Source organism: Thermoanaerobacterium sp. RBIITD (assembly GCF_900205865.1).
GTDB lineage: Bacteria > Bacillota > Thermoanaerobacteria > Thermoanaerobacterales > Thermoanaerobacteraceae > Thermoanaerobacterium.
The window spans coordinates 1232849-1245979 of record NZ_LT906662.1 but is presented as its reverse complement, the minus strand read 5'-3'; the positions used below and the strand labels follow the sequence as shown (position 1 = coordinate 1245979).

10 protein-coding genes are annotated in these 13131 nt (G+C 36.6%); 9 read left to right on the top strand and 1 reads right to left on the bottom strand.

Annotated features, from left to right (window positions below; all coding sequences use genetic code 11):
- Positions 1-23: 23 nt before the first annotated feature.
- The 3 genes from CPG45_RS05640 (at position 24) to CPG45_RS05630 (ending at position 5445) form a co-directional block, all read left to right on the top strand.
- The gene (locus CPG45_RS05640; RefSeq protein ID WP_096231022.1) at positions 24-2249 is read left to right on the top strand and encodes an ABC transporter ATP-binding protein; all 2226 of its coding nucleotides are present in this window, start codon (positions 24-26) and stop codon (positions 2247-2249) included.
- Complete coding sequence (locus tag CPG45_RS05635) at positions 2246-4117, top strand: ABC transporter ATP-binding protein (protein WP_096231021.1); 1872 nt, start codon at positions 2246-2248, stop codon at positions 4115-4117. Before CPG45_RS05640 ends, CPG45_RS05635 begins: the two co-directional genes overlap by 4 nt.
- A 548-nt stretch (positions 4118-4665) precedes the next feature.
- A complete protein-coding gene (locus CPG45_RS05630) occupies positions 4666-5445 on the top strand; it encodes an MBL fold metallo-hydrolase (protein ID WP_096231020.1) in 780 nt (259 codons plus the stop codon).
- 8 nt (positions 5446-5453) lie between these two features.
- Here CPG45_RS05630 and CPG45_RS05625 read toward each other — a convergent pair whose 3' ends face one another.
- Positions 5454-6365: a DUF4830 domain-containing protein gene (locus CPG45_RS05625; protein ID WP_096231019.1), complete on the bottom strand. Its 912-nt coding sequence runs from the start codon at positions 6363-6365 to the stop codon at positions 5454-5456.
- Between the two features lie 233 nt (positions 6366-6598).
- On the opposite strand from CPG45_RS05625, the gene CPG45_RS05620 reads away from it, so the two are divergent.
- From CPG45_RS05620 to CPG45_RS05595, 6 genes are all read left to right on the top strand, one after another.
- A complete protein-coding gene (locus CPG45_RS05620; protein WP_096231018.1) occupies positions 6599-7039 on the top strand; it encodes an ACT domain-containing protein in 441 nt (146 codons plus the stop codon).
- Positions 7040-7231: 192 nt separating this feature from the next.
- Positions 7232-8491 carry a homoserine dehydrogenase gene (locus CPG45_RS05615; protein WP_096231017.1) on the top strand — a complete coding sequence of 420 codons (1260 nt, stop codon included), beginning with the start codon at positions 7232-7234 and terminating at the stop codon, positions 8489-8491.
- Positions 8491-9546, top strand: coding sequence for a threonine synthase (thrC, locus tag CPG45_RS05610; RefSeq protein ID WP_096231016.1), 1056 nt, complete (start codon positions 8491-8493; stop codon positions 9544-9546). The genes CPG45_RS05615 and thrC overlap by 1 nt, the downstream gene beginning before the upstream one ends.
- On the top strand, positions 9539-10444 hold the full coding sequence (gene thrB / locus CPG45_RS05605; RefSeq protein WP_096231015.1) for a homoserine kinase: 906 nt from the start codon (positions 9539-9541) through the stop codon (positions 10442-10444). The genes thrC and thrB overlap by 8 nt, the downstream gene beginning before the upstream one ends.
- Positions 10445-10567: 123 nt before the next feature.
- Positions 10568-11920, top strand: a complete 1353-nt coding sequence (locus CPG45_RS05600) for a S41 family peptidase (RefSeq protein WP_096231014.1) — start codon at positions 10568-10570, stop codon at positions 11918-11920.
- Positions 11921-11989: 69 nt separating this feature from the next.
- A complete protein-coding gene (locus CPG45_RS05595; RefSeq protein WP_096231013.1) occupies positions 11990-13123 on the top strand; it encodes a glycerate kinase in 1134 nt (377 codons plus the stop codon).
- Positions 13124-13131: the final 8 nt, after the last annotated feature.

Sequence of the window (13131 nt, the reverse complement as noted above, 5' to 3'; positions counted from 1 at the left end):
AATTGAAAGAGGTGGATGCGATAATGTTGAAATTGCGAAAATATTTTAAACCGTATATTTTTATAACAATTGTTGCTATAATTTTTATATTTATTCAAGCTATGAGTGACTTGGCACTGCCTGATTACATGTCAAACATAGTAAATCAAGGCATACAGCAAGGTGGTATAGTAAATGCTGTACCTGAGGCTGTAAGGCAGAGCCAGATGAATAAACTTATGCTATTTATGAGTAATAGCGATAAAGACAACATATTAAAAGATTATACTTTGATTGATAAAAACAGTCCTGATTATGATAAATATGTCAAGGATTATCCGGCACTAAAAAATGAACCAATTTATGTTTTAAAGAACATAGATAAATCAGAGATAGATAAGATAAATCCTATCATGGGGAAGGCCTTCTTAGCTGTTTCAGGCGTTAATAAAATGAAGGCAAATGCAAAAGGCGGATTTATTACATTTAATAACATGAAGATTCCTGCAAATGTCGATCTCTTTGCGATGTTTGCAAAACTTCCCGAGGAACAGAGGACAAAGATTACAGATGATATGGATAAAAAATTCACAGCACTTGGACCATCTATGATAACACAAGCTGCTGTTGGTGCAGTAAAGGCAGAATACAAAGCACTTGGTATGAATACTGATAAGATTCAAAGTGACTACATCCTAAAAACAGGTCTTATTATGCTTCTTATAACCCTTTTAAGTGCTGCATGTACAATAATGGTTGGCCTTTTAGCATCGAAGGTAGCAGCGGGGTTGTCGAGAGACTTGAGAAAGAAATTATTTACGAGAGTCGAGAGCTTTTCAAATACCGAATTCGATAAATTTTCGACAGCGTCCCTTATCACGAGGACTACAAATGATATTACACAGATTCAGATACTTATTGTAATTATGATAAGGATGGTATTCTACGCACCTATGATAGGCATTGGCGGTGTAATAAGAGCTATAGGCAAAAGTGCATCGATGTCTTGGATAATAGCTCTTGCAGTTTTGGTACTCTTAGGCATAATATTAGTCGTATTTTCAGTAGCGATGCCGAAGTTTAAGTTAATACAAAAACTTGTCGACAGGCTAAATCTTATTGCTCGTGAAAATCTGTCGGGTATGATGGTCATAAGGGCATTCAATACACAGGAATTTGAGGAAAATCGCTTTGATGAGGCAAACCGTGATATTACAAATACAAATCTATTTGTAAACAGAGTTATGGTGACTATGTTTCCTGCTATGATGCTTATAATGAATGGTGTTACACTCTTAATTGTCTGGGTTGGAGCACATCAGATTGCAAACTCCTCAATGCAGGTTGGAGATATGATGGCATTTATGCAGTATGCGATGCAGATTATTTTTGCCTTCTTAATGATGTCAATGATGTTTATTATGATACCAAGAGCATCTGTGTCAGCATCACGTATCGCCGAAGTAATAGAGACAGAGCCTACTATAGTAGATCCAGAAAAGCCAAAACAATTTGATAGCAAATTAAAAGGTGTTGTAGAATTTAAGAACGTATATTTCAGATATCACGGCGCAGAGGATGATGCACTAAAAAATATAAGCTTTAAAGCGGTGCCTGGTAAAACAACTGCCATAATCGGTTCAACTGGTTCAGGCAAAACGACACTCATAAGCCTTATTCCACGATTCTATGATGTTACAGAGGGGCAGGTATTAGTCGATGGTGTTGATGTAAGAGATGTAAAGCAATCAGAGTTAAGGCAGAAAATCGGTTATGTACCACAAAAAATCACACTATTTAAAGGTACTGTAAATTCAAATATTAAATTTGCTGATGAAAATGCTAAAGAATCAGATGTAAAAAAGGCTGCAGAGGTTGCGCAAGCTTTAGAATTTATAGAAAAGCTGCCAGATGGTTTTGATAGCGAGATATCCCAGGATGCCACAAATATATCTGGTGGCCAGAAGCAGAGGCTATCAATTGCCCGTGCACTTCTAAAGAAGCCTGAAATATACATTTTTGACGACAGCTTTTCTGCCCTTGATTTTAAGACAGACAGGGCATTGAGAAAAGCACTTAAAGAATACACAGGTAAAAGTACGGTTATCATAGTTGCACAGCGCATATCGACCATAATGAATGCTGATCAGATAATCGTGCTTAATGATGGTGAGATAGTCGGAATTGGAACACATGATGAGCTTATGGAGAATTGTGAGACATACAGGGAGATCGCATATTCACAGCTTTCAAAGGAGGAATTGGCATGAGCGATGTGAAAAAGCCACTCAGCAATAGGCGTCCTGGTGTGAGAGGCCATGGACCTATGGGACATGGACCGATGGTTGGCGGCGAAAAAGCCAAAAACTTCAAAGGTACTATGAAAAAACTTATAGATTATTTAAGTGCATATAGATTTTCTATAATAATAGTATTCATATTTGCAGCCTTGAGTGCAGTATTTACAATAGTAGGACCGAAGATATTGAGCAAAGCTGTGACAAAATTATTTGAAGGTGTCATGAATAAAGTAGCAGGTACTGGTGAAATTGATTTTAACTATATCGGAAGAATTATCATGATCCTAATAGGATTGTATGTGCTAAGTGCATTATTTGGATATATTCAAGGATGGATTATGACGAATGTTACCATGAAAGTGACGTATCGCTTTAGAAAGGACATTATGGAGAAAATCAACCGTATGCCACTAAAATATTTTGATGGAACAAATCACGGTGAGATATTGTCGCGTATTACAAATGATGTTGATACGATAAGCCAGACATTAAACCAGAGCTTAACGCAGATTATTACGTCTGTCACGATGATCGTTGGCGCCTTAGGAATGATGCTGAGTATAAGTATTACTATGACATTAGTGACATTCTTAATAATACCTCTTTCAATGGGTTTAATTATGTTTATTGTGAAATATTCGCAAAAGTATTTTAAGGAACAGCAGGATTATTTAGGACATGTAAACGGCCATGTTGAGGAGATGTACGGTGGACATACCGTAATGAAAGCTTTTAATTATGAAGAAAAAAGTATTGAAAAATTTGATAAATATAACAACAAATTGTATGATGTTGCGTGGATGTCACAATTTTTAACGGGATTAATGATGCCTATAATGAATACAGTCAGCAATTTAGGCTATGTCGCAGTTACAGTATTAGGTGGATGGCTTACAATTAAGGGGACAATACAAGTCGGTGATATTCAGGCATTTATCCAGTACGTACGCCTATTTACACAACCATTAGCACAGGTTGCAAATATTTCTAATATACTCCAGCAGACGGCAGCATGTGCAGAGCGTGTATTTGAATTCTTAGAAGAGGAAGAAGAATCGCCAGAGGTTGAAAGCCCAGTAAAACTTGAAAATGTAGAAGGTTATGTGGAATTTGAGCATGTACACTTCGGGTATAACCCAGATAAGACAATAATAAATGATTTTTCAGCATCTATAAAACCAGGCCAGAAAGTAGCTATAGTCGGACCAACCGGTGCGGGAAAGACAACAATTGTTAAACTTTTGATGCGCTTTTATGATGTGAACAAAGGCAGGATATTGATAGATGGACATGATATAAGAGAATTCACGAGAAGAGATTTAAGGTCTTTGTTTGGAATGGTTCTTCAGGATACATGGTTATACAATGATACGATTATGAATAATATAAGGTACGGAAAACTTGACGCGACAGATAAGGAAGTAATATGGGCTGCAAAAGCGGCTCATGTAGACCATTTTGTCCATATGCTTCCAGGTGGTTATAATATGATTTTGAATGAGGAGGCATCAAACGTATCGCAAGGTCAAAAACAGCTTATAACAATAGCGAGGGCGATACTGGCAGATCCAAAGATATTAATTCTTGATGAAGCGACGAGCTCTGTCGATACACGTACAGAAGTGCTTATACAAAAAGCTATGGATAATCTCATGAAAAACCGCACAAGTTTCATTATTGCACACCGCCTCTCAACAATAAGGGATGCAGATTTGATACTTGTCATGGACCATGGTGACATTGTTGAACAAGGTACACATAAAGATCTCCTTGCAAAAGGCGGTTTCTATGCGAGCCTCTATAATAGCCAGTTTGAAGACAATGAAATGGCAAGCTAAAAAAGGACAGTTGGACAGGAGAGAGTTTGTACCCAAATAAAATAGGACAGGGAAAGTTCCTTGTCCTAATTAAATTTAAATTAAGCAAAATGAGGTATATTGATAGTTGCATGACTTATCCACAGGTAAATGTGCATATGTGGATAAGTCGATGTTAAAACACAATAAATTTAAATATGCCATAATTAGACGAGTTTCGAGCATGTATATTGTATGAAAAAAGTTGCACACAGAGGTGCTGTTAATAAAATATCCCTCGATTTTATACTATTATATTCATAAACTGGGGGTAATTGTTATATAATCATGTATCAAAAATAATTTATTTATATTAATTCGCTGGGAAGTGAAAGCACTCCAACGAATCCATTAGTTCGCACAATATTTTAATAATTGCTGGTGATGATATGGTAAATAGTTGAATATTGTTATATAATATTTTATAAGAGGTTTTAAAAGATGGTTTGAGCTTATGTGATATCTACCATAAACTTATGGTAAGTTATAAAACTGCGAAAGGGGGTACCCGAAATTCGGGTATTTGACAAATGAAGTTTTGTTCATTGAGGTCTGGAAGCAGTGGCAATGCTACATATATTGGTTATAAAGATGTAAATATTCTAGTAGATGCTGGTTTAAGCGGCAGGACAATAGAAAAATGCCTTGAAAATATCAACGTGAATCCATCAGATCTAACAGCGATACTTATTACACATGAGCACAATGACCATATAAAGGGTGCAGGTATCTTATCGAGAAGGTACAACATTCCCATATATGCAAATGAAGCTACATGGTCCGCCATGGAAAATCTATTAGGTGAGATCGATTATAATAATAAATGTTATTTTAAAACAGGAGAAGTATTTAACATAGGTGATGTAAGAATAAGACCCTTTAAGAAATCCCATGATGCGGCAGAACCCGTAGGTTTTTCCTTTTTTTGCGGGAGAAATAAAGCAACAATTGCTACAGATTTAGGTTATATGAGCAAAGGCGTCGCAGCAAATATAATGGATTCTGACATTGTCCTTCTCGAGTCGAACCATGATTTGGACATGCTTATAAACGGATCGTATCCGTGGCCATTGAAGAAGAGGATACTATCTGATCATGGTCATTTGTCAAACAAAGCGGCAGGGGAGGCACTTAAAAAACTCATAGAGATGAAATCAATAGGTATAGTTTATCTCGGACATTTAAGCCAGAACAACAATAGACCTGAGATAGCATATGGAACAGTTACAGAAATGCTTAAAGAAAATGGAATTAATTATGAAGTAAATATGGCATTAAGATATACTGAAAGTGATGTTATTGAAATATAAAAGGGCCTTTATGGCCCTGTACCAATGCCGTATATTTTCCATGGTGAGTCTTTTGTCACTTTTGCAACTATTATGAAAAGAGCGTTTTTCCCATCTTTAAAACCTACTTCATTTTTAAACTTCATATCAACATTCACTAAAAATTCCTTGCTTTCAAATACATCCATATTTTTACCGGGAACCCAATTTGTATTCTCCTCGATTTTATTGACAACTGCAGATTTTGTGTTCATTTCTATGCTATAAGGGTCAAAAGAAGTGTTGTAAAGCGTGTTATTTTTTCTATTAATATAGAGCATATTGTGAAGCATATTAATCGACAATGTAGAATATATCGCTTTAGTATCACCTTTATTAATCCCATTAAAGAATGCATATATAAGTTCTTGTGGCGTTAGTTTATCAGCATCAGGTGATGACAAATCCTTCAAAAAGCCGTTGGCATTTACCCATTCTATCCAAGGCTTTTCTGTCAGGTCCTCAATATAATTCTTTTTCAGCGAAAGTGGTGTTGATGCATTGAATTCAAGCCATGCCCCGACAATGTTTTCACCGTCTCTTAAAATAACAGCATTTGTAGGGTATGAATGTTTACTGTTTTCGCCCTTTCCAGAAAGCTTTTCATTTAACCTGTATATAACTGCTTTGACATCTTTTCCTTTATATTTTTCTATATTATATCCTATATCCTTTGAAAGAAAATTGACTTCACTCCAGTATAATCCAATAGGCATGTCATTTGGTGAAATATGCCAGTCTGACGGAATGCTCACGTCAAAATATTGTGCTTTTTTTTCTGGACTAAAGCCATATTTCAAAAGAAATTTTGTATCATCCTTATATGCATCAAATGGGCCTTTAGCACAAGCAGATGATAAAATGGTGGTTATTATCACTAAAATCAATAAAAACTTTTTCAAACTTCATCTCCCCCTGCAACGTATTTAAGTATATTATATAACAAAACATGTCTAAAAAAGTTACATATTTATTAATTTTCTAAGGCATTTTTTCGGTTTTTAAAAAATTTTTTTTAGAAAACGTTGAAGTACCCTTGATTTTTTTAGCTTACTATGTTAAAATGTACACAATATATGGATATTTGTTCACCATACAAATACATATCTATTACTTTTGTGAAAGGGGAATAATATTGGGAGAAGATAGCAAGCTTTATATAATAAGGGAGGAGATACTTTCTGATGCACTTAAAAAAACACTTAAAGTAAAGGAACTTATCGAAACAGGTGAAGCAAAAACTGTCAATGATGCGGTAAAAAAAGTCGGCATGTCGAGAAGTGCTTTCTATAAGTACAGGGACTATATATTTCCATATTCTAAATTCAGCAAAGGAAAGATTATCACACTGTCCCTCTTATTAGAGCACATGCCAGGGATACTTTCATCGATCCTAGATATCATTGCATCGCTAAGAGGAAATGTAATAACTATAAACCAAAGTATGCCATCACTTGGTGTTGCCAGTGTGTCTATTTCCGTTGATACTCAATATATGGAGGTTAATATTGAGTCACTTATAAAGAAAATAGAAGCAGAACATGGGGTTAGAAAGATAGAGATATTAGGAGAATAATTTAACTTATGTCATTCAGAGCACAGCTTAAATCCGAGGCTGTGAGGGATACCCATGATTATATTTTACACCTATTTATGTACTTTTTTATTTTGAGTAAAGCGAATAATCCAAAAACAAAAAATGATTATGATTCAATTTGATAATTTCACAAAATATAGCAGTTTATAGGAGAAAGGAAGGATTTATAGCATGAAGATTGGTCTTATGGGGCTTGGTACTGTTGGTTCTGGCGTTGTACGCCTTATTGAACAAAATGGAGAAGCCATTGAAAAAAAGATTGGACAAAAAATAGAGATTAAAAAGATACTTGTAAAAGATCCTGAAAAAAAGAGGATGCCTCAGGTAGAGGGGAAAATCACGATAGTGCCTGAGGATATATTGGAAGATCCTGAGATAGATGTTGTTGTTGAAGTAATGGGCAAAGAGCATCCTGCCCTTGAATATATGAAAAGAGCGATTGAAAATGGGAAAAGTGTTGTAACAGCCAATAAAGAGGTAATTTCAAAACACGGTAAAGAACTCATAAAGCTTGCAAATGAAAGGAAAGTAAGCCTTCTTTATGAGGCGTCAGTTGGTGGCGGCATACCGATTATAAGGCCGCTTAAGCAGTGCCTTGCAGCAAATAAGATATACGAAATAAAGGGGATATTGAATGGCACGACAAATTATATCTTGACAGAGATGAAAGAAAGAGGCATGAGCTTTGAAGGTGTATTGAAGGAGGCACAGCAAAAGGGCTATGCAGAGCTTGATCCAACAGATGATGTTGATGGGTTTGACGCTGCAAGAAAGCTTGCAATACTTTGTACGCTTTCATTTAATAAATATGTCGTGCCGGATGATATTTATACAAAAGGTATAAGGACAATATCAAAAGAGGATATACAATATGCAGAAGAATTGGGATATACGATAAAGCTTATAGCCTTTGGCAGAATTGATGATGACGGAAAGCTAGAAGCATGGGTGCACCCGGTAATGATATCAAAAAGTAATCCGTTAAATGGCGTAAATGGTGTGTATAACGCGATATTAGTCGAAGGAAATGCTGTAGGAAGGCTCATGTTTTATGGGCAAGGTGCTGGCATGATGCCGACAGCAAGTGCCGTTGTTGCTGATGTCATCGATGTTGTAAATCACATACCGGGACAAAATGGATACGAAGACGCAAAGGTTCAAAACATTGTGGATACTGTATCTAAGTATTATATAAGGCTTACTGCACTTGATAAGCCGGGTGTCATGAGCAAAATAACAGGTGTCTTGGGCCAAGAAGGTATAAGCTTAATATCTGTTGTACAAAAAGAAGTAAGAGGTGAATATGCGGAGATAGTTTTAATAACGCACAACGCGGTGACAGGGAGCATATTCAATGCACTTAAAAAGATCGAAAAGTTAGAGGAGATAGATAAAGTAGCAAATGTCATAAAAGTTGAGGGGGAAGAATGATGGAGTGGGACGGTATCATAAAATCTTATAGGGAATATTTGCCAAAAATAGACGATGAAAATATTATAACATTAAAAGAAGGAAATACACCCTTAATAGAAGCAACTAACCTTGAGAGGAAGTTACCCGGTTTAAAGATATATTTAAAATATGAAGGATTAAACCCAACAGGCTCATTTAAAGACAGAGGTATGACTGTCGCAGTATCGATGGCAAAGCAGGAAGGATCACATGCCGTTGTTTGTGCATCGACAGGAAACACATCTGCATCTGCGGCAGCATATGCAGCAAAAGCGGGACTAAAATGCGTCGTCCTTATACCTGGTGGAAAGATTGCCTTAGGCAAATTAGCACAGGCAATAGCATATGGTGCAGAGGTAATCGCCATAAATGGCAATTTCGACGATGCACTGAGGCTGGTTAGAGAAATATCCAAGAAACATCCTATAACAGTCGTTAATTCAATAAATCCATATAGGCTCGAAGGACAAAAATCTTCTTCATTCGAGATATGCGATTTATTAAAAGAGGCACCAGATTATCTCGCGCTTCCTGTTGGAAATGCTGGCAATATTACGGCATATTGGATGGGATTTAAGGAATACCATAGAATAGGAAAGATTGATAAGCTTCCGAAGATGATAGGATTTCAGGCAGCGGGTGCCGCCCCTATCGTTGAAAATAGGATATTTGAACATCCTGAGACAATAGCAACGGCTATAAGGATAGGAAATCCAGCAAGCTGGCAAAAAGCAGTTGCTGCAAGAGATGAATCAGGCGGTCTTATTGACAAAGTTACTGATGAAGAAATATTGAATGCATATTCTCTTCTTGCAAAAAGTGAAGGCATTTTTGCAGAGCCTGCATCCTGTGCACCGATTGCAGGTATAATCAAAAAATACAATGAAGGGCTTTTTAAAGAAGGTGACACAGTTGTATGCATCCTTACAGGAAATGGCTTAAAAGATCCAGATACAGCTATAAAGCTTGGCGGAGGCAATGTTAAGACTGTTGATGCTGACTTAAAAGCATTAGAGGGTGTAATATATGGATAAATCTGTCCATGTGAGGGTACCGGCATCAACGGCAAATCTTGGTCCGGGCTTTGATTGCCTTGGTATCGCACTAAATCTGTACAATGATATATACATGGAGTTATCTGGTGATGGACTGATTATTGATGTTATAGGGGAAGGCGTTTTTAATATAGAGCGGAATGAAGAGAATCTAATTTATAAAGCGGCAAAGAAGGTTTTTGACAGATTGAATATAAATGTTGACGGATTGAGGATTACAACAGTCAATAGAATTCCTATGGGAAGCGGCCTCGGCAGCAGTGCTTCTGCAATAATTGGGGGGATGGTGGCAGCAAATATTTTATGCGGTAAACCCTTAAGACAAGATGAAATACTGGATATGGCGTCAATGATGGAAGGCCATGCGGATAATGTCGCACCTGCATTAAATGGTGGCTTTAATGTAGCGACATTTGACGGCAAAAAAGCCTATTACATTAAAAAAGATTTAAAAGATGATCTAAAATTTATTGCATTTTATCCAAATAGGGAATTGAAGACGTCAAAAGCCAGGGGTATACTTCCACCGATGATAGAATACAAAAATGGCGTATTTAATGTAGGAAGAGCTTCGTTATTGACTGCAGCATTTTTTACAGAAAATTATGATATGCTGAAATTTGCTTCACAGGATATGCTCCATCAGGTGTACCGCAAAGAATTTATACCTGAGATGTACTATGTAATAGAAGCAGCATTAAAAGGCGGTGCATACGCCGCATTTTTGAGTGGGGCAGGACCGACGATGATGGCGATTGTAAATGATGAAAAAGTCGAAGATGTCATGGAATCGGTTAAAAGTGTTTATGATGAAAGAAATTTGCCATTTCAAGTATATAATTTAAAATGTGATAATGTTGGTGCATGCATAGTGTAGGGGTTCATTCATTGAGCCCTTTTTATTATTTTTCTCATCTTTTATCCATGATTATTTACATTAATTATAAAACATATAACTGTGATATAATAAAATTAAATAATATTTTAAGGAGGTTTTTTCATGAAGAGATATATATCCTTTTTCCTTGCATTTATAATTACCATAAGCTTATTATTTGCAGCACCAGTCACTACATATGCAGGAACTGACAGCACAATAGATCAAGATTTAAGCGACATAGGCTCAATTATGCAGTTTATAAAGGATAATTATGTAGGCAATGTGACAAATGATGAAATGAGAGACGCAGCAATTAAAGGCATATTATCATCACTTGATAAATACAGTACATATTTTACAAAAGATGAGATGAGCGCATTTAATCAGTCAACATCAGGAGTATTCAGCGGAATAGGTATGGTTGTTGAACAAAGAGACAGCAATATCGTAGTTGTATCTACTGTAGATGGTTCGCCGGCACAGAAAGCTGGCATTAAAAGCGGTTATATCGTTGTATCTGTCGATGGCAAAGATGTTAAGGGCATGAATATAAATATTGTTACAAATCTCATAAAGGGTGATAAAGGTACAAAGGTCAAAATAAGCTTTTTTGTCGACGGACAGGTCAAAGAATATGAATTAACAAGGGATATAATTAAGATAAACCCTGTGTCATATAAGATAATAAATGGCATAGGATACATAGATATAAGTGAATTCAATGAAAACACAACAGAAAATGTGAAAAAAGCCCTCGATTATATAGATCAATATAACGTAAAAAAGATTGTTCTTGATTTAAGAGATAATCCTGGCGGATTCCTATCAGAGGCTATTAATGTGGCAAACTTTTTTGTACCAGCAGGATTGGTCCTAACAGTCGATGTTAAGGGTAATGACGATCAAAAATATTATTCATTCCTAAAAACACAAAAATATAAACTCGCTGTTTTGATAAATGGCGGTACAGCATCAGCAGCAGAAATATTGGCAGGAGCCATACAGGATACAAAGGCAGGTATATTGGTCGGTGAAAAATCATATGGCAAAGGAACTGTTCAGACGGTTATACCTTTTAAAGACGGTAGTGGAATGAAACTCACCATTGCAAAATATTTGCTGCCATCCGGAAGATGTATTGATGGTACAGGACTAAAACCAGATGTAGAAGTGAAAGATAATAGAGCCTTGCTTCCTGACTTAATATATACAAAGGATTTGAAGAAAGGCGATGCGGGAAGCGATGTAAAACTCCTTCAGGCATATCTGAATCTTTTAGGCTATTATAAAGGTGAACCAAATGGATACTTTGGAAACGACACATATGACGCATTGATGAGTTTTCAGCAAAAAGCCGGAATAAATGCATCAGGTGTATTTGACAAAAACACGAAAGATGCGGTTTCATATTTCTATAACTTGACACTAAAAAACGATGACCAGCTAAATAAAGCATTGGAGTTATTAAAATAAAAGGGCTGCAGTAATTGAGCTATGGTAAGTAGAATGCCTAGCACATAGGAAAGGAACGGTCGGTAATTTATGAAGATATTATTAGCGCCCGATTCCTTTAAAGGGAGTTTATCATCAAAAGATGTATGTAATGCTTTAAAGGAAGGGATAAAAAGGGCTATTGATGCAGAAATATTAGAAGTTCCTATAGCTGATGGCGGCGAAGGCACTGTAGAGGCGATGGTTGTCTCTGCCGGCGGCAGGATCATTGGCGTAGATGTAACAGGGCCACTTGGAGAAAGAGTTAGGGCATATTACGGGATTCTAAATGATGGAACAGCTGTCATTGAAATGGCTGCATCATCAGGTCTTTACCTTGTACCAGAGGATAAAAGGAATCCTCTTTTTACAACTACATATGGTGTTGGTGAGGTGATAAAAGCCGCCCTTGACAATGGATGCCGCAATTTCATAATAGGTGTGGGAGGAAGCTCAACAAATGATGGTGGTGCCGGAATGGCACAGGCACTTGGTGTTAAACTTCTCAGCAAAGATGGAAATAACATACAATATGGCGGAGGAAATCTTGACAAATTAGTTAGCATAGATTTAACCAACATTGATAAAAGAATTTATGAAAGCAAATTCACAGTCGCATCTGATGTGGATAATCCATTGTGCGGTGAAAGAGGTGCATCTTATGTGTATGGACCGCAAAAAGGTGCAACACCTGAAATGGTAGATCTGCTTGATAAGAATTTAAGGCACTATGCAGATATTGTGGAAAAAGCGATTGGCAAGGATATGTCAGAATACCCCGGTGCAGGTGCCGCAGGTGGACTTGGCTTCGGACTCATGGCATTTCTCAATGCAAACCTAAGGCCTGGCATAGAGATAGTAATGGAAGTTGCAAAAATGGAGGAGAAAATAAAATCATCAGATATTGTAATTACCGGCGAGGGTAATACAGATTACCAAACAGCCTTTGGAAAAGCACCGGCAGGTATAGCGAAACTTGCAAAGAAATATCAAAAACCTGTAATAATATTGTCAGGCGGGTTGGGACGCAACTATAAAGACCTCTATAAAATAGGCGTTACATCCTTATTCAGTATAGTCGATAGACCCATGACACTAAAAGATGCAATGATAAATACAGAAGAACTAATAAAAAATAGGATAGAGGATATAATGCGAACTTTAATAGTGTTTGTACAGAGTTGAAAGAAGAA

What these genes read in the sequence shown, in the direction of transcription:
- CPG45_RS05640 (WP_096231022.1), top strand. Translation starts at nt 24, where the DNA reads ATGTTGAAATTGCGAAAATATTTTAAACCGTATATTTTTATAACAATT.
- CPG45_RS05635 (WP_096231021.1), top strand. Translation starts at nt 2,246, where the DNA reads ATGAGCGATGTGAAAAAGCCACTCAGCAATAGGCGTCCTGGTGTGAGA.
- CPG45_RS05630 (WP_096231020.1), top strand. Translation starts at nt 4,666, where the DNA reads ATGAAGTTTTGTTCATTGAGGTCTGGAAGCAGTGGCAATGCTACATAT.
- CPG45_RS05615 (WP_096231017.1), top strand. Translation starts at nt 7,232, where the DNA reads ATGAAGATTGGTCTTATGGGGCTTGGTACTGTTGGTTCTGGCGTTGTA.
- thrC (WP_096231016.1), top strand. Translation starts at nt 8,491, where the DNA reads ATGGAGTGGGACGGTATCATAAAATCTTATAGGGAATATTTGCCAAAA.
- thrB (WP_096231015.1), top strand. Translation starts at nt 9,539, where the DNA reads ATGGATAAATCTGTCCATGTGAGGGTACCGGCATCAACGGCAAATCTT.
- CPG45_RS05600 (WP_096231014.1), top strand. Translation starts at nt 10,568, where the DNA reads ATGAAGAGATATATATCCTTTTTCCTTGCATTTATAATTACCATAAGC.
- CPG45_RS05595 (WP_096231013.1), top strand. Translation starts at nt 11,990, where the DNA reads ATGAAGATATTATTAGCGCCCGATTCCTTTAAAGGGAGTTTATCATCA.